Here is a 20,400-nt window from a genome sequence, read left to right on the forward strand (position 1 = left end):
TCATTTACCTATCGATCGTTAACTAAATAACTAACGACCACTACATCATCTGCCTAAAGGTATAAAATCATGAAAAACGTTAAAACCCTGATCGCTGCCGCCGTTCTGAGTTCACTCTCTTTCGCAAGCTTCGCTGCTGTTGAAGTGCAATCCACTCCAGCAGACCAGCAGAAAGTCGGTACCATCTCTGCCACTGCCGGGACTAACCTGGGCTCTCTGGAAGATCAGCTGGCGCAAAAAGCTGACGAAATGGGTGCGAAATCATTCCGCATCACCTCTGTGACCGGTCCTAACACCCTGCACGGTACCGCAGTTATCTACAAATAAGCGTAACGCAACCCTCCGTTATGCCACTGCAATAAAAAACGCCCTGCTGATGCAGGGCGTTTGTCGTTATTGCTGCTTTACATTGACTGCTGAGCAACCTCATGATGCCGCGTAACATCGGTTGGCATCCCCGAACGTGCTTCCATCGCCCGCTCCATCACTGCGCCATCGGTGTTGGCATTCGTTTTAAAGCTCACCATGGAGGCATTCAGATTAATCGGCAACGTCTGCGGATCGTCATTGATGTTTTTCGATAGCGGCTGGTGGATCTCAACCAGACGGACGCCACCTGGCTCTTCAGATACTTTAATCGGCGTATTAATGATATTCACTTTCGTGCCAGGGGCGATCACGCGGTAGAGCGTTTTGATATCGTCATCGCGCAGGCGAATGCAGCCGGAGCTGACGCGCATCCCGATCCCGAAATCCGCATTCGTTCCGTGCAGAAGATAAACCCCACCATATGCCGCCAGGCGAATTGCATGATGCCCCATCGGATTATCCGGGCCAGCAGGTACCACGGCGGGCAGGTCGATACCTTGAGCTTTATAACGGGCGCGAATGTTTGCCGTCGGGGTCCAGGTAGGATTAGCGCGCTTATCAGAGACGGTGGTGACCATGGTAGGTGTGAGCGTATCGCCCCCCAGTTGACCAATACCGATAGGGTAGACGGTCACTTCGTTCTTGCCCGGCGGGTAGTAATACAGACGTAGCTCGGCGAGGTTAATCACAATGCCCTGACGCGGCGCGTCCGGCAGGATGGTTTGCAGCGGAATCGTCAGTACGCTGCCCGCCCGGGGCACGTACGGATCTACGCCCGGGTTGGCCTGCAACAGCGCCAGGAACCCGACGTTATATTTTTTGGCAATCGCTTCCAGCGAGCCGCCATCGTTTTCAACCACGTGAAAGCGGTTTTCACCTACGACGTTGCTGCCGGCGGGCGGAAGAGGCCAGGTATTGGCGCGAGCAGGGAGCGCGACGGCAACCGTCGCGGCCAGCGCAACCAGAGTTAACCAGCGGGTAAAACGCGAAGAAATCATCATTATGATAATCCATGCAAATGATAAGGTTATTATTTTATAAGGCGTTAATGATAATTATGGCGAATGTATAGTCGGGAAGATCGGGCGAAGTGCAAAGAGTTTGTAAATTGTCCCCCCGCCAGCCGGGCGCTGGCGGGGGAAACCGTTATGCGATGGCGTTCTCTTCCAACTGACGCATAAAGTTACGCACCCAGTCCATGCGGGTTTTACGTTCCGTCAGATCCTGAGTAAATTTCAGACGCGTAGGGCCATCAAGACGGAAATGCTGCGGCTGTTTTTGCAGGAGGCCAATCAGCCACATCGGATCGACGTGGTTCTTTTCGGCAAACTCAATTACGCCGCCTTTCTCATTGCCTTCAAGTTTGCGAATGCCCAGCTTCTGCGCCTGCTGACGCAGGCGGGCAATATCCAGCAGGTTGCGCGCCGCATCGGGCAATATCCCAAAACGGTCAATCAGTTCGACTTTGATCTCTTCCAGCTCGCCTTCGCTTTTCGCGCTGGCAATGCGTTTGTAGAACGACAGACGGGTATTCACGTCAGGAATAAAATCATCCGGCAGCAGGGAAGGCATGCGCAGTTCCACTTCGGTCTGCTGGCTGGTGAGATCTTCCAGAGACGGTTCACGTCCGGCTTTAAGCGCGTCGACGGCATTTTCCAGCAGCTCCATATACAGCGAGAAACCGATGGTTTCCATGGAGCCGCTCTGGTCTTCACCCAGCAGCTCACCGGCGCCGCGGATCTCCAGGTCGTGGGTCGCCAGCGCAAAGCCAGCGCCCAGATCTTCCAGCGAGGCGATCGCTTCCAGACGCTTTTGCGCGTCGGTGGTCATTGCCTTCGGATGCGGCGTCAGCAGCCAGGCGTAGGCCTGATGGTGCGAACGCCCGACCCGCCCGCGCAGCTGGTGCAGCTGGGCCAGGCCGAAGTGATCCGCCCGTTCGATGATGATGGTGTTCGCCGTCGGAATGTCGATTCCGGTCTCAATGATGGTGGTACACACCAGCACGTTGAAACGCTGGTGGTGGAAATCGTTCATCACCCGCTCCAGCTCGCGCTCGCGCATCTGGCCGTGACCAATGGCGATGCGCGCTTCCGGCACCAGCTCTGCCAGCCTGTCGGCGGCTTTCTGAATATTTTCAACGTCGTTGTACAGGTAATAGACCTGGCCACCGCGCAGCACTTCGCGCAGGATCGCCTCGCGCACCACCAGATTGTCGTACTCGCGAACAAAGGTTTTCACCGCCAGACGGCGCGCCGGTGGGGTAGCGATTATCGACAGATCGCGCATGCCGCTCATCGCCATGTTCAGGGTGCGCGGGATCGGCGTTGCGGTCAGGGTCAGAATATCGACGTTGGCGCGCATCGCTTTGATGCGCTCTTTGTGGCGCACCCCGAAGCGGTGCTCTTCGTCGACGATCAGCAGCCCCAGATCTTTCCACTTCACGTCACTTTGCAGCAGTTTGTGAGTGCCGATCAGAATATCAATTTTGCCTTCACTTGCCTGTTCCAGGATCTGCGTCTGCTCTTTGGCACTGCGGAAGCGGGACAACATTTCGATACGTACCGGCCAGTTGGCGAAGCGGTCGCGGAAGTTGTCGAAGTGCTGCTGGGCAAGAAGGGTGGTCGGCACCAGCACCGCCACCTGCTTGTTGTTCTCAACCGCCAGGAAAGCGGCGCGCATCGCCACCTCGGTTTTACCGAAGCCCACGTCGCCGCAGACTAAGCGATCCATCGCCAGCGGCTGGCACATGTCGCTCAGCACGGCGTTGATGGCCTGGGCCTGATCCGGCGTAGTTTCAAACGGGAAGCTGTCGCAGAACAGCTGGTACTGCTCTTTATCATGCTTAAACGCATACCCCTCTTTGGCCGCACGCTGAGCGTAAATATCCAGCAGCTCGGCGGCCACGTCGCGCACTTTTTCCGCCGCTTTCTGGCGTGCACGCGCCCAGGCATCGCCGCCCAGCTTGTGCAGCGGCGCATTCTCTTCCGCGCCCCCGGCGTAGCGGCTGATCAGATGCAGGGACGACACCGGAACATACAGCTTGGCGTCGTTAGCGTAGGTCAGCATCAGGTATTCACCTTTGATGCCACCTGCTTCGAGGGTGGTCATCCCCTGATAGCGACCCACACCGTGTTCCAGGTGAACAATCGGCTGACCGGGGTGCAGTTCGGCCAGGTTGCGGATCAGGGTGTCCGGGTTGATGGTGCGACGGCTGTCCTGACGACGGCGCGCGACGCGCTCGCCCAGCAGGTCGCTTTCACATATCAACGCCAGGTTATTGAGCGTATCAATGAATCCGTGTTCGGCGGCGCCGATCATCAGGTAACGGCCATTTCCGGTCGCTTCGCTCAGGCGAAGAATACGCTTTGGCGCGACTTTGATCCTTCCCAGCAGTTCGCCCAGCGCTTCACGGCGACCTTCACTTTCAACGGAGAAGACCACCGGCCCGGTGAAGGACTCAAGAAACTTGCGCAGATTATCGAGCGGGGATTTCTGCTGCGCCTGAACGGCCAGGTCAGGCAGCATCCGGAAGGCGAGGTTAGTGTTGGCGGCCTTATCGGCAAGCGAATCGGTTTTGAGCTGCATACGCGGCCAGCGTTTCAGCTCGGCGTTGAGCTCGTCGGTACGCAGCCACAGCATTTCCGGCGGCAGCAGCGGACGCATCGGGTCAACGCCCCGGTTTTCAAAGCGGGCGCGCGTTTCGCTTTCAAAGCGGCTGGCGCTGGCGTCGATATCCCCGGTGTTAGCAATCAGCGTATTTGCCGGGAAGTAGCTGAACAGCGCCGGCAGCGGTTCGTTAAAGAACAGGGGCTGCCAGTACTCGATCCCGGCCGGAAGGGTGCCTTTGCTGACTTGCTGGTAGATATGTTCGGCATCACGCTTCACGTCGAACCTGTCGCGCCACTGGCTGCGGAACAGTTCGATGGCGGTTTTATCCGTCGGGAACTCATGGGCGGGCAGCAGATTAATAGAGTCCACTTCCTCCAGCGTGCGCTGGGTGTCGGCGTCGAACACGCGCAGGCTGTCGATCTCATCATCGAAGAAATCCAGACGGTACGGCTGGTCGCTGCCCATCGGATAGAGATCAAGCAGCGCACCGCGCGTCGCGTATTCGCCGTGCTCCATCACCTGATCGACATGTCGATAGCCGGCTCCATCCAGCTGCACGCGCAGGGCATCGCGCGACAGGCGCTGGCCTTTTTTCATCACCAGCGCATGGCCGTGCAAATAGCTGTGCGGGCAGACGCGCTGCATCAGGGTATTCACCGGCACAATCAGCACGCCGCGCTGCATGGTGGGGAGCTGATACAGCGTCGACAGGCGCGAGGAGATGATCTCCTGGTGCGGAGAGAAACTGTCGTAGGGAAGCGTTTCCCAGTCGGCCAGGCTGAATACCAGACTGTCGGTGAACTGACGAATTTCGTCGTGCAGGCGCAGGGCGTTTTGCATGTCCGGGGCAACCAGCACCACCGGCCCTGGATGCCGCTCGGCAATTTCCGCCACCAGCGTGGCGCAGGCCGCGCCTGTCAGTTCGCCCAGCTGGCGTTGGTCACCTGCTTTTACAGGCAAGGAAAAACGATAGTGTTCAGGCATGGCTATGTCAGAGTCTCTTGGGGATATACCAACAGTATTGGGGCATATCACTGATACGCAATGTCTTTATTATCCTCGATCGTTATGCATAAGCAAATCGTAACCGCACAAGAGGGAAAGTGCCCCCGGATGGGGGCCGAGGAGATTAACGGGTAGCAGTCTGTGGAGAAAGCCGCGCGGGAGGGGAGAAGAAAAGGTCGCCAAAGAGGGCGGTTGAGAGCTTACGTGCCCCCAGCCCAACCAGCGTGCAGACGAGCAGGCTGATAAACGGATAGACCAGAATCAGCGTTAACTCCGCCCAGATCGGCCAGTACGCCGCATTCATTTCGCGAATCAGGAGCAGGCTAAACGCCTCAATTAAAATGCGGTGGGTGGTATAAATCGCGATGGTGTTTGAACCGATGACGTTCAGCAGATTATTGGGATGAACGGCATAACGCTGCTCGAAGCTGTAAAAGAGCTTCATGATGACTACGATCGACAGCAGTGAGAGCGGCAGAGGAACATTAGCGAACCACAGCACTACCGACACCGCGCCAGAGGCGATAAGTACCAGCCAGCTGCGGCGCAAATTCATCCCTTTCATCCACGCCATCAACTGCGCGCCGTACCATGCGCCGAGGCTGTAGTAGATCATGTTGCGCACCACGCTGTTCATTCCCCACCACGGTAACGGCAGGAAGTTGATGGCGATGCTTGCCAGCGCCAGAATCCCCAGCATCGGCAGTTTCCAGCGGCTCAGCAGCTTACAGAGCGTAAAGTAGACCACTAACGCGTACAAATACCACAGGCTGGTGCTGGCCGTGAGCATTCCCAGTACAAACCCTGAAACGGAATCGGCGTAGGCCGCATTGGATGCTGTCGCCAGTTCTCGCTCGGGGGCGAGCCAGGCATTCAGATGGGTCAGCGCCTGCCATTGCAGGACGCCCCACAGGGCCAAAACCCAGACGATGCTCCAGATCCGCTTGTCGAGACTGGTGCGCCAGTTCACCTCGTCAATATAACGACGGATCAAATAGCCGGAGATAAAGAAAAACACCGGCATACGGAACGGGGCAAGGTAAAGATTAAAGTAGACCCAGCATTTGGCGAGCAGGCCCGATAACGGATGCTGTAGCCCGTCAAGGTGAGGATAAAAGGTGATCACCGAGTGGTAAATTACCACCAGGCAGATGCACAGGCCTTTTATCTGGTTAATCCATAATGCTTTTTGTTTCATGGTGCGTGACGACCTTGTTGCCATAAACGAAACGCCGATTGTTGTAAAATGAAGCCCTGATGTAATGGGTAACAGTCTGTATCAGGACGATTTTCGGAAAAGGTGGAGGCTGTCTGGCGGAAGTTCAGTCAGTAGCATGATGATTTATCTGAATTTTTCGGAAAAATGATTACCGAATCTTACGGTTTCAGTCATTTACGCTTAACGGATTCGCTTATATACTCGTGGGTCTGCTATCAGCAAACAGACGGATTTCATGTATCAACCTGTCGCACTCTTTATAGGCTTACGTTACATGCGTGGGCGCGCCGCGGACCGCTTCGGTCGCTTTGTCTCCTGGCTTTCGACTATTGGCATTACGCTTGGCGTGATGGCACTGGTGACGGTGCTTTCCGTCATGAACGGCTTCGAGCGCGAGCTGCAAAACAATATCCTGGGGCTCATGCCGCAGGCCGTTCTCTCTTCCACTCAGGGTTCCGTTAATCCGCAACAGCTGCCGGAAAGCGCGGTGAAGTTACAGGGTGTCACGCGCGTTGCGCCGCTCACGACGGGCGATGTGGTGCTGCAAAGCGCCCGTAGCGTGGCGGTCGGGGTGATGCTGGGTATCGATCCCGCGCAAAAAGATCCGCTGACGCCGTTCCTGGTCAATGTGAAACAAACCGACCTGGAAGCGGGTAAATACAACGTCATCCTCGGCGAGCAGCTTGCCGGGCAGCTCGGGGTCAACCGTGGCGATCAGCTGCGCGTGATGGTGCCGTCAGCCAGTCAGTTTACGCCGATGGGGCGTCTGCCAAGCCAGCGCCTGTTCAACGTGATTGGCACGTTTGCGGCGAACAGCGAAGTTGATGGTTACCAGATGCTGGTGAACATTCAGGACGCCTCGCGTCTGATGCGCTACCCCGCGGGAAATATTACCGGCTGGCGTCTGTGGCTTGATGCGCCGCTGAAGGTGGATACCCTCAGCCAGCAGACGCTACCGGAAGGGACGAAATGGCAGGACTGGCGCGACCGGAAAGGCGAACTGTTCCAGGCCGTGCGCATGGAGAAAAACATGATGGGGCTGCTGCTGAGCCTGATCGTGGCCGTTGCCGCGTTTAATATCATCACCTCGCTCGGGCTGATGGTGATGGAGAAGCAAGGCGAAGTCGCCATTCTGCAAACCCAGGGGCTGACTCCGCGCCAGATCATGGCGGTATTTATGGTCCAGGGCGCCAGCGCCGGCATCATCGGCGCGCTGCTCGGCGCGGCGCTGGGGGCGCTGCTCGCCAGCCAGCTCAACAATCTCATGCCGATTATCGGCGCGCTGCTTGATGGCGCGGCGCTGCCGGTGGCTATCGAGCCGCTCCAGGTGGTCGGTATTGCGCTGGCCGCGATGGCCATTGCGCTGCTTTCTACGCTTTATCCTTCCTGGCGGGCTGCCGCCACTCAACCCGCTGAGGCTTTACGTTATGAATAAGATCCTGTTGCAGTGCGACAACCTGTCCAAACGCTATCAGGAAGGCACTGTGCAGACCGACGTGTTGCACAATGTGAGTTTTAGCGTGGGCGAAGGCGAGATGATGGCGATTGTCGGCAGCTCTGGCTCCGGTAAAAGTACGTTGCTGCACCTGCTTGGCGGGCTGGACACGCCAACCGAAGGCGATGTGATCCTCTCCGGGCAGCCGCTGAGTAAAATGTCGTCTACGGCGAAAGCCGAGCTGCGTAACCGCGAGCTGGGCTTTATCTATCAGTTCCACCATCTGCTGCCGGACTTTACGGCGCTGGAAAACGTCGCAATGCCGCTGCTGATTGGTAAAAAGAAACCCGCGGAAATTAATGCCCGCGCCAGCGACATGCTAAAAGCGGTAGGGCTGGGTCATCGCGGGAATCACCGTCCGTCTGAGCTTTCCGGCGGTGAGCGTCAGCGTGTGGCCATCGCCCGTGCGCTGGTCAACAACCCGCGCCTGGTGCTGGCGGATGAACCGACAGGTAACCTCGATGCGCGTAACGCAGACAGCATTTTCCAGCTTCTCGGCGAACTGAACGCCGCGCAGGGAACCGCGTTTCTGGTGGTCACCCACGATTTACAACTGGCTAAGCGGATGGGGCGTCAGCTGGAAATGCGCGACGGTCGTCTGAATGCTGAACTGACGCTGATGGGAGCGGAGTAATGGCTTCACCGTTATCGTTACTCATCGGGTTACGCTTTAGCCGCGGTCGTCGCCGGAGCGGGATGGTTTCCCTTATCTCCGTGATCTCCACCATCGGTATCGCCCTGGGCGTGGCGGTGCTGATTGTGGGCTTAAGCGCCATGAATGGCTTTGAGCGTGAACTGAATAACCGCATTCTGGCCGTTGTCCCTCACGGTGAAATCGAGCCGGTTAACCAGCCGTGGTCCAACTGGCAGGATGCCCTGAACAAAGTGGAAAAGGTGCCCGGTATTGCGGCGGCTGCACCTTACATTAACTTTACCGGGCTGGTAGAGAGCGGGGTAAACCTGCGCGCCATTCAGGTGAAAGGGGTAAATCCTCGTCAGGAAGAGCGTCTGAGCGCGCTGCCGCGCTATGTGCAAAATGGCGCATGGGCAAACTTTAAGGCTGGCGAGCAGCAGATTATCATGGGCAAAGGCGTTGCCGATGCGCTGAAGGTGAAGCAGGGCGACTGGGTCTCGATCATGATCCCGAACGCCAGCGCTGATCACAAATTGCAGCAGCCTAAGCGCGTACGTCTGCACGTCACCGGTATTTTGCAGCTGAGCGGCCAGCTCGATCACAGCTTCGCGATGGTGCCGCTGGAAGATGCACGCCAGTATCTGGATATGAGCGACAGCGTGACGGGCATTGCCATTAAGGTTAACGACGTCTTCAACGCCAATAAACTGGTGCGTGACGCTGGCAGCGTGACCAATAACTATGTCTACATCAAAAGCTGGATCGGCACTTACGGGTATATGTACCGTGATATCCAGATGATCCGCGCGATTATGTATCTGGCGATGGTGCTGGTTATTGGGGTGGCGTGTTTTAATATCGTCTCGACGCTGGTGATGGCCGTTAAGGATAAGAGCGGCGACATCGCCGTGCTGCGTACCTTAGGGGCGAAAGACGGTCTTATTCGCGCCATCTTCGTCTGGTACGGTTTACTGGCGGGGCTGTTTGGCAGCCTCTGCGGCGTGGCGATCGGCGTGGTGGTTTCCCTTCAGCTGACGCCGATTATCAACGGGATTGAAGCGCTTATTGGCCATCAGTTCCTGTCAGGCGATATCTATTTTATTGACTTCCTGCCGTCTGAACTGCACTGGCTGGACGTTATTTATGTGCTGGTTACAGCACTTTTACTGAGTCTGCTGGCAAGCTGGTATCCGGCGCGTCGCGCTAGCCGAATTGATCCGGCGAGGGTATTAAGTGGCCAGTAATTTCGTCATGGTTTAGCGGTCTTTTGGCCGCTGAATCAAACAGAGGAATGCATCATGTATTACGGATTTGATATTGGCGGCACCAAGATTGCGCTCGGCGTGTTCGATAAAGATCTTAAGCTACAATGGGAAACCCGCGTCCCCACGCCGCGCGAAAGCTACGATGAATTTTTAACCGCCATTGCCGCATTGGTGGCGCAAGCGGATGAACGCTTTGGCGTCAAAGGCAGCGTTGGCATTGGTATTCCGGGTATGCCCGAAACCGACGATGGCACGCTGTACGCGGCCAACGTGCCTGCCGCCAGCGGCAAACCGCTGCGGGACGATCTCTCCGCGCTCCTTGAACGCGATGTGCGTTTAGATAACGATGCCAACTGCTTCGCGCTCTCTGAAGCCTGGGATGATGAATTCCGTCGCTTCCCGCTGGTGATGGGGCTGATCCTCGGAACGGGCGTCGGTGGCGGGATTGTCATTAACGGTAAGCCCATTACCGGGCGCAGCTATATTACCGGCGAATTTGGCCATATCCGCCTGCCGGTGGATGCTCTGGAGGTCGTCGGACGTGATTTCCCGCTGACCCGCTGCGGCTGTGGGCAGCACGGCTGTATTGAGAACTACCTATCAGGCCGCGGGTTTGCATGGCTTTACGAACACTTCTATCATCAGAAACTTGAGGCCCCTCAAATCATTACCCTGTGGGAGCAGGGGGATGCGCAGGCGCGTGAGCACGTCGAGCGCTATCTGGATCTGCTGGCGGTGTGTCTGGGGAATATCCTGACTATCGTCGATCCGGATCTGCTGGTGATCGGGGGAGGGCTGTCAAATTTCACTGCGATTACGGAACAGTTGTCCGGGCGTCTGACCCGACATTTATTGCCGGTCGCCCGCGTGCCGCGCATTGAGCGTGCGCGACACGGGGACGCAGGAGGCATGCGCGGAGCCGCATTCCTTCATCTCACCGATTAGTTTACGAGGTTATTATGCTGTCGCGTCGCCAGGGTCGACTCAGCCGTTTTCGCAAAAATAAACGCCGCTTACGTGAACGCCTGCGTCAGCGGATCTTTTTCAGAGACAGGATGATGCCAGAAGCGATGGATAAACCCAGAGTGGTGGTGTTGACCGGGGCGGGGATCTCCGCCGAATCCGGTATTCAGACTTTCCGCGCAGCGGATGGACTGTGGGAAGAACACCGAGTTGAAGATGTGGCGACGCCGGAAGGTTTCGCCCGCGACCCGGCGCTGGTGCAGGCGTTCTACAACGCCCGCCGTCGCCAGCTTCAGCAGCCGGAGATTGCGCCGAATGCGGCGCACCTGGCGCTGGCAAAGCTGGAGGAGGCGCTGGGGGATCGTTTTCTGCTGGTCACGCAGAACATCGACAACCTTCACGAAAGGGCCGGAAACCACAACATCATTCACATGCACGGCGAACTGCTCAAGGTGCGGTGCGCCTGGAGTGGTCAGGTGCTGGAGTGGAAAGAGGACGTGCTGGACGAAGACCGCTGCCACTGCTGTCAGTTCCCTTCGCGTCTGCGTCCGCATGTGGTCTGGTTTGGCGAAATGCCGCTGGGAATGGATGAGATCTACAGCGCCCTGGCCATGGCGGACGTCTTTATCGCCATTGGTACTTCGGGACATGTCTATCCGGCGGCGGGATTTGTTCACGAAGCGCGACTTCAAGGTGCCCATACGGTGGAGCTTAATCTGGAGCCAAGCCAGGTCGGGAGTGAGTTTGAAGAGAAACATTACGGTCTGGCGAGCGAGGTGGTGCCAGCCTTTGTGGATAAACTCCTGAAGGGGCTATAAGAGTAACGGGCGACATTGCGTCGCCCGTTATGCATTAACGGCCTGCTTTGAGCTTCTGATAATATTCTTCATACAGGCGGCTCGCGTCACCGACGTCGTTCTGCCATTCCCCTTTGCTGATGGTTTCAGCGTCCGGATAAAGCGATTTATCATTTGCCACTTCAGGGCTTAAAAGCTTCCGTGCGGCCAGGTTTGGCGTCGGGTAGCCGATAGTTTCCGCCACCTCTTTTGCCACATCCGGGCGCAGCAGGAAGTTGATCAGCTTCAGGGCACCCTCGACGTTTTTCGCATTCGCCGGGATCGCGAGGCTGTCCATCCAGAAGATGCCGCCCTCTTTCGGCCAGACCACCTCAAGCGGCGTCCCGGCCTGACGCGCCACAAACGCAGAGCCGTTCCAGACCATCCCCAGATTCACTTCACCTTCCATATACGGGTTAGCCGGGTTATCCGAGTTGAACGCCGCCACGTTTGGCATCAGCTTTTTCAGTTCGTTATACGCTGCTTCGATTTCTTTCGGATCGGTGGTGTTGCCGGAATAGCCGAGTTTACGCAGCGCCACCTGGAACACTTCGCGCGCATCGTCGGTTAACAGCAGGCTGCTTTTGTATTCCGGCTTCCACAGGTCAGCCCAGGATGAAACCGTTTTGGGATCAATGGCATCGCTGTTGATGCCAATTGCCGTCGCGCCCCAGATGTACGGAATGGAGTAGTCGTTGTTCGGGTCGAACGGCTTGTTTAGCATCTCAGGATCGAGGTTAGAAAAATTGGTTAGCTTCGTTTTGTCGATCTTCTGGATCATGCCTTCTTTGCGCATCTTGTCGACGAAATAGGTCGACGGCACCACCAGGTCATACGCGCCATCTTTATAGGTTTTGAGCTTGGCGTACATGGTTTCATTCGACTCGTAGGTCGAATAGATCACCTTGATGCCTGTCTCTTTGGTGAACTGCTCCAGCAGGCCCGGCGGCACATACTCGGTCCAGTTGTAGAAATAGAGCGTTTTGCTGTCATCAGCATGCGCAGCGCCCATTCCGAGCACCAGTGCCGCAGCGGCAAGCATTTTTTTCATTTCTGTGTCCCCTGAGATTTTGTTTTATCACGAGCAATAACCTGGCTGGCAATCACCAGAACCAGCGATAACACCAACAGAATAGTCGCCAGCGCGTTCACTTCGGGTGAAACACCGACTTTAACCATTGAGTAGATCTTCAACGGCAGAATTTCATAGCTCGGCCCGGTGACGAAGGAGGACACGACCACGTCGTCCATCGACAGGGTAAAGCTGAGCAGCCATCCTGCTGCCACGGCGGGCATCGCCAGCGGCAGAATGATTTTGCGCAAAATGGTCATCTCGCTGGCACCCAGATCTTTCGCCGCTTCCAGCATGCGTACGTCGAACCCTTTCAGACGCGCGTAGACGGTTACCACCACAAACGGCAGACAGAAGGTGATATGCGAAAACAGCAGCGACCAGAAACCGAGCTGGACGCCCAGCAGCATAAACAGCACCAGCAGTGAAATGGCCATCACGATGTCCGGGGACATCATCACCACAAACAGCATACCGCTGACGAACGGCTTACCGCGAAAACGGTAGCGGTACAGCGCCACGGCGGTCAACGAGCCAATCAGCGTCGCGAAGGTGGCAGAGAATACCGCCATCGTCAGCGAGTGCTGAGCGGCCTGTAGCAGGCTGTCATTGTTCATCAGCAGTCCATACCATTTGGTGGTAAACCCTTGCCAGTTGATCCCGAAGCGCGAGCTGTTAAAGGAGTTCACGATCAAAATGATTATCGGAATATAAAGATACGCATAAATGGCGGTCATAAAACCACCGCGAAGCAGTCGACCGATCATTCCAGCTCCACCTTCTTATTCAGCAGGCGTGAGGCACGCCAGTAAACCAGCAGCATCAGCCCCATCACCACCGTCAGCGTTATGCTGGTGGCCGAGCCGAACGGCCAGTCGCGAATGTTAAGGAACTGGCTCTTAATCACGTTACCGATCAGCAGGTTTTTCGCCCCGCCCATCAGGTCCGAGACGTAGAACAGCCCCATCGCAGGCAGCATGACCAGCAGACAGCCGGCGATAATACCCGGCATGGTCAGCGGAATAATGATGCGGACAAAGGTTTGTAACTTACTGGCGCCCAGGTCTTTCGCTGCTTCCAGCAGCGGTTTATCGAGCTTTTCAATGCTGGAGTAGAGCGGCATCACCATAAACGGCAGCAGGATATAGACCAGGCCGACAATCACCGCGCCCGGGGTGAACATGATGCGGATCGGCGTCTCGATCACCCCCAGCCACAGCAGAAACTCGTTCAGATAACCTTTGGTGCTGAGGAAGATTTTCAGCCCGTAGATGCGGATTAACGAGTTGGTCCAGAACGGCACAATCAGTAAAAACAGCAGCAGCGGCCGCACTTTTTGCGGCAGGCGGGCCAGGAACCAGGCGAACGGATACCCCAGTACCAGGCAGGCGAGGGTGGCAATCAGCGCCATATTGAGCGAGTGCAGCAGCACGTCAAAATAGAGCGGATCGAGCAGGCGCGCGTAGTTGTCCAGCGTAAAGACCATCGCCACGAAGTTCGCGTCGTCGCGGGTCAGGAAGCTGGTCACGATGATCATCAGGTTGGGAAGAAAGACAAACAACACAAGCCAACCGACGATCGTGGCAATCACCACATTCTGGAACTTACTTGTGTTCTTCATCAGCCAGTACAACCTCCCAGCTTTCTACCCAGTTGATGACCATTTTCTGATCCAGCGAGTGGTCGAAGTCCGGATCGTCCTCGTTAAAGAATTCGCTGACCATCACCATTTTGCCGTTTTCCAGTTCGACCACGGATTCGAGGGTCATCCCTTTGTAGTTACGTTCGCGAACGTAACCGATCAGACCTTCGACGTCAGCCGTGTCGTGGATCTCATCAACGCGGAGATCTTCCGGGCGCAGCAGGACGTTGAGCCTTTGCCCCTTTTCCACGGCAAAGTTAACCGTGATGTTGCATTCGCGGCCTTCCACGTTTGCGCGCACGCGCTGCTCGTCCAGACGCTCAATCACCGTGGCGTTGAAAATATTGATTTCACCAATGAAGCTGGCGACGAACAGGTTTTTCGGCTCTTCATAAATTTCACGCGGGGTGCCATCCTGCTCAATCTTGCCGTCGCGCATCACCACGATACGGTCTGACATGGTCAGGGCTTCTTCCTGATCGTGCGTGACAAACACGAACGTAATCCCGAGCTTACGCTGAAGTGCTTTCAGCTCGTTCTGCATCTGCTTGCGCAGCTTGTAGTCCAGCGCGGAAAGGGATTCATCCAGCAGGAGCAGGCGAGGTTTGTTGACCACGGCGCGGGCAATGGCCACACGCTGCTGCTGACCACCGGAAAGTTGATGAGGCTTGCGCTGGGCGAATGCCTCCAGCTGCACCATGCGCAGGGCTTCGGTAACCCGAGGCGGGATCTCGCTGGCCGGTGTTTTTTGCATCCGCAGGCCAAACGCCACGTTCTCAAACACGGTCATGTGCGGGAACAGGGCATAGCTCTGAAAGACGGTATTGACGTGGCGATCTTCGGCAGGAACCTGGGTAATGTCCTGGTTCTCAAGATGGATATGGCCGTTATCGACGCTTTCCAGCCCGGCGATAAGGCGCAGGACGGTGGTTTTGCCGCAGCCGGAGGGGCCGAGCAGCGTGAGAAACTCACCGTCATTGATGGTCAGATTAAGGTCGGAAATGACATCTTTGCCATCGAAACTTTTACGAATTCGTTCCAGTTGCACCAGCGGTGAAAGGGAACGGTGTTGTGTATTCAATTTTCGCGCTGTCCCATATAGACGCCTCAGGCAGCAGACTGAAGCGGGGTTTGTGTGTAACCACCTTGGTGACTCGTAATGAGGGCGGACATTCTACGGCAAACCCATTGAATCGCCAATCCTTCTCACTTATTCATAAGCTACATTTATTAACGCAGAACGATATAAACGTAAAAAGTTCTCGTTTGCGGGATAAAAGTGACCTGACGCAATATTTGCGTTTTGCTGCTTAATGATAATGTTGTCACAAAAAGTGAGGGTGACTGCATGGATAAACTACTTGAGCGTTTCTTACATTACGTTTCGCTGGATACCCAATCTAAGCCGGGGGTCCGACAGGTGCCAAGCACCGAAGGCCAGTGGAAGCTGCTAAATCTGCTGAAAGAGCAGATGGAGGCTATGGGGTTGGTTGACGTCACGCTCAGCGAAAAAGGGACCGTGATGGGAACGCTGCCGGCGAATATTGACGGCGATATCCCGGCAATTGGCTTTATTTCTCATGTCGATACCTCACCTGATTTTAGCGGTAAACACGTTAATCCGCAGATTGTTGAAAACTACCGCGGCGGTGATATAGCACTGGGCATTGGCGACGAAGTGCTGTCGCCAGTGATGTTCCCGGTACTGCATCAGCTGCTGGGGCAGACGTTAATCACCACCGACGGCAAAACCTTGCTGGGGGCCGATGACAAAGCGGGCATCGCCGAGATCATGACGGCGCTGGCGGTGCTGAAGGGCAAAAATATCCCGCATGGCGATATCCGCGTGGCCTTCACGCCGGATGAAGAGGTTGGAAAAGGCGCGAAACACTTTGACGTTGAGGCGTTTAACGCGCAATGGGCCTACACCGTTGACGGTGGCGGCGTGGGTGAACTTGAGTATGAAAACTTCAACGCGGCATCGGTAACGATCAAAATCGTCGGGAATAACGTGCACCCGGGCTCTGCGAAAGGAGTGATGGTGAATGCACTGTCGCTGGCTGCGCGTATTCATGCGGAAGTGCCCGCCGAAGAAAGCCCGGAGATGACGGAAGGGTATGAGGGTTTTTATCATCTGACCAGCATCAAGGGGACCGTGGACAGCGCGCAGATGCACTATATTGTCCGCGATTTCGACCGCAAAGCCTTTGAAGCGCGCAAGCGTAAGATGATGGAGATCGCGAAAAAAGTCGGCAAGGGGCTACATCCGGATTGCTATATTGAGCTCATCATCGAAGACAGCTATTACAATATGCGCGAGAAGGTGATGGAACATCCGCACATTCTTGATATCGCCCAGCAGGCGATGCGCGATTGTGACATCGAGCCGGTGATGAAACCGATCCGTGGTGGAACCGATGGTTCACAGCTGTCGTTTATGGGCCTGCCGTGCCCGAACCTGTTTACCGGTGGATATAACTACCACGGCAAGCATGAGTTCGTGACGCTGGAAGGGATGGAGAAAGCGGTGCAGGTGATTGTGCGGATAGCGGAGTTAACCGCGAAGCGGTAAAAAAAGCCCGGTGGCGCTTCGCTTACCGGGCCTACAGGAACGGCTTTTGTAGGCCGGGTAAGGCGTAGCTGCCACCCGGCAAACATCATGGTTCAGTCCTCAAAAAACCAGTACCCGCTGTTAACCAGCGCGGCCAGCATGGCGAGGAAGGAGGGATCGTCCAGCGCGTCGCCAAAGGTATCCGCAGTCAGCACCATATGGCTGGCAATTGCTTCCAGCGCCGGGCGATGCGGAGAGTCCAGGCGCTCGCCGTTGACGAATACCTCTTCGCCAATGCGCAGTACACGTAATCCGCCCAGACGAACCAGCTTATCGCCCTGCTGGAGCGCATCATAAATTTCATCTGCCTGATAAGGCGGCTCTGGCGGTGCGACGTCCAGTTCGTGACGCGACTGGCTGATAAACTCGCCAAACCACTGTCTGAAGTGCTCCGGTTCGTTGATCAGATCCAGCATCATCCCGCGCAGCTTATCCAGCTCCTCTGGCAGAATATCCGCCGGATGCTCACGCGCCGGAACGTCCGGATCGCTGTAACGGTAACTGCCCAGCTCACGCTGTAAAACATAGTCAGCAAATCCGCTGATCATCTCGCGCCCGCTTGGCGCGCGGAAACCAACCGAATAGTTCAGCGAGTTTTCCAGGGAATAACCTTCATGCGGGAAGCCCGGTGGGATATAAAGAATGTCACCTGGCTCCAGCTCTTCATCAATGATCCCTTCAAACGGATCAACCTGGAGCAGATCCGGGTGCGGGCAGTGCTGTTTCATTGGCACTTTTTCGCCCACGCGCCAGCGACGGCGACCGGTACCCTGAATGATAAACACGTCGTACTGATCCAGATGCGGACCCACGCCGCCACCGGGAACGGAGAAGGAGATCATCAGATCGTCCATTCGCCAGTCTGGCAGGGCGCGGAAGGGACGCATTAAGGCTGCGGTAGGTTCGTGCCAGTTGTTGACCGCCTGCACCAGTAAAGACCAGTTGTTTTCGCCCAGGTGATCGTAGCTTTCAAAGGGACCGTGGCTGACCTGCCATTTCCCGTCCTGGTGGCTTACCAGACGGCTGTCTACCTCGTTTTCCATCGCCAGACCAGCGAGTTCGTCAGGAGAAATAGGGTCGATAAAATTGCTGATCCCGCGTTTAAGAACGACCGGGCGTTTTTGCCAGTAACGTTCAATAAAGTCGGGCCAGTTAAGCGTTAATTGATAATCCATATTTATGTATTCCGCAGGCTCTTACTGAGTCGGATTATAACGGAAGCCCCGCTCCCTGGCTGCGAGATCCGCGTATTTTTCACATTCCGGGTCAACTATCGTTCGATACGGGATGCTGGCGGCCAAAAATGACTTCCATCCGGGCTCCGCCCAGCAAACTTTCACCGGTTTCAATCTTGCCCTCGTACTGATCGACTATTTCCCTGGCGACGGATAATCCGACGCCCTGGCCTGGCCGCAGCGTATCGGCGCGCTGGCCGCGATCGAACACTACTTCGCGTTTATTACGGGGAATGCCAGGACCATCATCCTCAACGATAATATGCAGTTCGTTATCCGTTACCCGCGCGGAGACCTCGACAAACTCCAGACAATATTTGCAGGCGTTATCGAGCAGGTTTCCCATCACTTCCATAAAGTCATTCTTCTCGCCAACAAAGCTAATTTCCGGTGAGATATCCAGACTGATGTTGACCCCTTTACGCTGGTACACCTTGTTCAGCGCCGAGGTGAGGTTATCCAGCAGCGGGGCTACCGGGTGCAGTTCACGGCTCAACAGGGCGCTTCCGGAGCGCATGCTCGCGCGGTGCAGGTAATAGCCGATCTGCTGTGAAATACGGCTGATTTGTTCCAGCATCACCGGCTCTGCATCATCCACGCTCATTTTCGAACTGCGCATGGAACGCAGGGTACTCTGCATCACCGCCAGCGGGGTTTTCAGGCTGTGCGTAAGGTCGGTGAGCGTCGTGCGATACTTGTCGTAGCGTTCACGTTCGCTTTTCAGCAGGCGGTTGAGGTTGCGCACCAGGCTGGTCAGTTCGCGCGTAGTTTCCGGGTTCAGCTTCTCGCGGTGATGTTCTTCCAGCTCGCGCACCTCTTTGGCAAGGGATTCAATCGGGCGGAGGCTCCACCATGCAGCAACCCACAGGAGAGGGATCACCAGCAGCAGGTTGGCAGCCAGAACATACACAAACCAGTTCCATACCATATATGAGCGTTTCAGCTCAACCGGGATGGTATCGATCACCACAATGGTTAACTGCGGCATGTTCAGGGTGGCGGGATAAAGGTTGATGGCCACAGAGTGGGTCATCTCCGTGTCGTCATCTTCGGCACGGATCTCATTAAGCTTGATCTGTAAGGCGCGATCGTCACGCAGCAGGCTGCTGGTGGAGTTGAGATCGGCTTCTATTTCATGAAAACCGTTGGTTTTCAGCCATTCCGGACGGATGCGCTTTTTCAGCCACGGGACATCGCGCTGGGCCCACAGCAATTTCCCTTTTTCATCATAGATCAGCGCCAGCGTCGGGCTCTGCTGATTCAGGTTTTCCGGCATCTCGACGGTGATTCGGTTGTTCTCCCACTTCGCCAGGGTATAAAACAGGTTACTTTCGCCGCGAAGCAGGCGGAAGGTGGTTTTATCGAAGCTCACGCTATACCCGACCAGCGCCACCATCCCGTAAGAGAGCGACAGCACCAGCACGACGGCGGCGGTTGCCAGCAAAAAGCGAACCCGCAGCGAAAGGGGTAAAATGTGACGCAAAATCCCTTTCATTTAGCGTAATTCAAACAGGTAGCCCTGACCACGCACGGTGGTGATCACGTCATGCGGGTACTGCGCCTGAATTTTTTTACGCAGGCGGCCCATCAGCACGTCAATGGTGTGGCTTTCGCGCAGTTCGGCATCCGGATAGAGCTGAAGCATCAGGGAATCTTTGCTCACCACTTTACCGTTGTTACGGATCAGCGTTTCCATGATGGTGTATTCGAATGCGGTCAGCTTGATCACTTCATCATTAATAGAAAATTCGCGGCGGGAGAGATCCACCTGGAATGGCGGCAGAGAGATCACCTGCGACGCCAGCCCGCTGTTGCGGCGCAGAAGCGCCTGCATACGCGCGGCGACTTCTTCAATATGGAAGGGTTTGGTCACGTAGTCATCCGCGCCAGCGCTCAGGACTTCAACCTTGTCCTGCCAGCCTTCACGGGCAGTTAGCACCAGCACCGGCAGGGAAACGTCATGGCTACGCCAGCGGCGGATAAGGGACAATCCGTCTTCATCCGGTAGCCCTAAATCGACAATGGCGATGTCCGGCAGGTGTTCATTGAGATAATAATCGGCCTCTTTTGCGTCTTCAGCATCGTCCACCTGATGACCCATCTCCTGAAGTTGAACTTTCAGGTGATGACGTAGCAATGCGTTATCCTCAACAACCAGTACGCGCATCATCACTTCTCCCTTTATAAATGGTATGAATAGTTTAACGCTGATTATTCAGGTTGACACCAGCGCGATGAAATTAAATGATTTTTTTGCATGCTCCAGAACACAGGGGGCATGACGCCAGGCGCGGGTAATATAAACGGACTTGTTTTCGCAAGCTTCTGCAATCCGGATAAAACAGCCATCCGTTTATGAAATGTTGAAGGCGAGTCGCTTTTTTGACAGAAGGGTCACGCCAGTTTTGTAAAGATTGCCCTTTTTTTTGTAAGGATGTTCTCACT

The 20,400-nt window shown here is 55.8% G+C and carries 17 protein-coding genes; 7 read left to right on the plus strand and 10 right to left on the minus strand.

Annotated elements, in window-relative coordinates; all coding sequences use genetic code 11:
• Positions 1–69: 69 nt before the first annotated feature.
• Positions 70–327: a multiple stress resistance protein BhsA gene (gene bhsA / locus ACOTXD_RS11515; protein WP_006809234.1), complete on the plus strand. Its 258-nt coding sequence runs from the start codon at positions 70–72 to the stop codon at positions 325–327.
• A gap of 77 nt (positions 328–404) precedes the next feature.
• Here the strand turns inward: bhsA and ldtC are convergent, their stop codons facing one another.
• From ldtC to ACOTXD_RS11530, 3 genes are all read right to left on the minus strand, one after another.
• Positions 405–1,370 (minus strand): L,D-transpeptidase LdtC, encoded by a 966-nt coding sequence (ldtC, locus tag ACOTXD_RS11520; RefSeq protein WP_022650791.1) that lies wholly within the window; start codon positions 1,368–1,370, stop codon positions 405–407.
• 145 nt (positions 1,371–1,515) lie between these two features.
• The gene (mfd, locus tag ACOTXD_RS11525; protein ID WP_061856388.1) at positions 1,516–4,962 is read right to left on the minus strand and encodes a transcription-repair coupling factor; all 3,447 of its coding nucleotides are present in this window, start codon (positions 4,960–4,962) and stop codon (positions 1,516–1,518) included.
• A gap of 145 nt (positions 4,963–5,107) precedes the next feature.
• Positions 5,108–6,181: an acyltransferase family protein gene (locus tag ACOTXD_RS11530; RefSeq protein WP_023324461.1), complete on the minus strand. Its 1,074-nt coding sequence runs from the start codon at positions 6,179–6,181 to the stop codon at positions 5,108–5,110.
• Between the two features lie 256 nt (positions 6,182–6,437).
• Here ACOTXD_RS11530 and lolC point away from each other — a divergent pair, with 256 nt between their 5' ends.
• Genes lolC through cobB form a run of 5 tightly spaced genes read left to right on the plus strand, consistent with a single transcriptional unit; the run spans position 6,438 to position 11,377 of the window.
• Entirely contained in the window at positions 6,438–7,637 is a 1,200-nt protein-coding gene (gene lolC / locus ACOTXD_RS11535; RefSeq protein WP_017384712.1) for a lipoprotein-releasing ABC transporter permease subunit LolC, read from the plus strand.
• The gene (gene lolD, locus ACOTXD_RS11540; RefSeq protein WP_126501189.1) at positions 7,630–8,331 is read left to right on the plus strand and encodes a lipoprotein-releasing ABC transporter ATP-binding protein LolD; all 702 of its coding nucleotides are present in this window, start codon (positions 7,630–7,632) and stop codon (positions 8,329–8,331) included. Before lolC ends, lolD begins: the two co-directional genes overlap by 8 nt.
• Positions 8,331–9,575, plus strand: a complete 1,245-nt coding sequence (lolE, locus tag ACOTXD_RS11545; RefSeq protein WP_003857918.1) for a lipoprotein-releasing ABC transporter permease subunit LolE — start codon at positions 8,331–8,333, stop codon at positions 9,573–9,575. Before lolD ends, lolE begins: the two co-directional genes overlap by 1 nt.
• Positions 9,576–9,629: 54 nt before the next feature.
• A complete protein-coding gene (gene nagK, locus ACOTXD_RS11550; RefSeq protein WP_061856389.1) occupies positions 9,630–10,541 on the plus strand; it encodes an N-acetylglucosamine kinase in 912 nt (303 codons plus the stop codon).
• A gap of 14 nt (positions 10,542–10,555) precedes the next feature.
• Entirely contained in the window at positions 10,556–11,377 is an 822-nt protein-coding gene (cobB, locus tag ACOTXD_RS11555; protein WP_022647760.1) for a Sir2 family NAD+-dependent deacetylase, read from the plus strand.
• A gap of 34 nt (positions 11,378–11,411) precedes the next feature.
• Here the strand turns inward: cobB and potD are convergent, their stop codons facing one another.
• The 4 genes from potD to potA are packed head-to-tail and all read right to left on the minus strand — an operon-like array spanning position 11,412 to position 15,220.
• The gene (gene potD / locus ACOTXD_RS11560; RefSeq protein ID WP_022650796.1) at positions 11,412–12,446 is read right to left on the minus strand and encodes a spermidine/putrescine ABC transporter substrate-binding protein PotD; all 1,035 of its coding nucleotides are present in this window, start codon (positions 12,444–12,446) and stop codon (positions 11,412–11,414) included.
• Positions 12,443–13,234 carry a spermidine/putrescine ABC transporter permease PotC gene (gene potC / locus ACOTXD_RS11565; RefSeq protein WP_015570805.1) on the minus strand — a complete coding sequence of 264 codons (792 nt, stop codon included), beginning with the start codon at positions 13,232–13,234 and terminating at the stop codon, positions 12,443–12,445. The genes potD and potC overlap by 4 nt, the downstream gene beginning before the upstream one ends.
• Positions 13,231–14,088 carry a spermidine/putrescine ABC transporter permease PotB gene (gene potB / locus ACOTXD_RS11570; RefSeq protein ID WP_017693625.1) on the minus strand — a complete coding sequence of 286 codons (858 nt, stop codon included), beginning with the start codon at positions 14,086–14,088 and terminating at the stop codon, positions 13,231–13,233. Before potB ends, potC begins: the two co-directional genes overlap by 4 nt.
• Positions 14,072–15,220 carry a spermidine/putrescine ABC transporter ATP-binding protein PotA gene (gene potA, locus ACOTXD_RS11575; RefSeq protein WP_166726884.1) on the minus strand — a complete coding sequence of 383 codons (1,149 nt, stop codon included), beginning with the start codon at positions 15,218–15,220 and terminating at the stop codon, positions 14,072–14,074. Before potA ends, potB begins: the two co-directional genes overlap by 17 nt.
• A gap of 237 nt (positions 15,221–15,457) precedes the next feature.
• Here potA and pepT point away from each other — a divergent pair, with 237 nt between their 5' ends.
• The gene (pepT, locus tag ACOTXD_RS11580) at positions 15,458–16,681 is read left to right on the plus strand and encodes a peptidase T (RefSeq protein WP_023315823.1); all 1,224 of its coding nucleotides are present in this window, start codon (positions 15,458–15,460) and stop codon (positions 16,679–16,681) included.
• Positions 16,682–16,773: 92 nt separating this feature from the next.
• Here the strand turns inward: pepT and ACOTXD_RS11585 are convergent, their stop codons facing one another.
• The 3 genes from ACOTXD_RS11585 to phoP form a co-directional block, all read right to left on the minus strand.
• Positions 16,774–17,895, minus strand: coding sequence for a cupin domain-containing protein (locus tag ACOTXD_RS11585; RefSeq protein WP_003857909.1), 1,122 nt, complete (start codon positions 17,893–17,895; stop codon positions 16,774–16,776).
• A gap of 91 nt (positions 17,896–17,986) precedes the next feature.
• A complete protein-coding gene (gene phoQ, locus ACOTXD_RS11590; protein ID WP_015570801.1) occupies positions 17,987–19,450 on the minus strand; it encodes a two-component system sensor histidine kinase PhoQ in 1,464 nt (487 codons plus the stop codon).
• The gene (gene phoP, locus ACOTXD_RS11595; protein ID WP_026094318.1) at positions 19,451–20,122 is read right to left on the minus strand and encodes a two-component system response regulator PhoP; all 672 of its coding nucleotides are present in this window, start codon (positions 20,120–20,122) and stop codon (positions 19,451–19,453) included. It abuts the gene before it with no gap.
• Positions 20,123–20,400 lie beyond the last annotated feature (278 nt).

This window comes from Enterobacter cloacae complex sp. CDL013, assembly GCF_049238805.1.
In the GTDB taxonomy this organism is placed as follows: domain Bacteria; phylum Pseudomonadota; class Gammaproteobacteria; order Enterobacterales; family Enterobacteriaceae; genus Enterobacter; species Enterobacter hormaechei_C.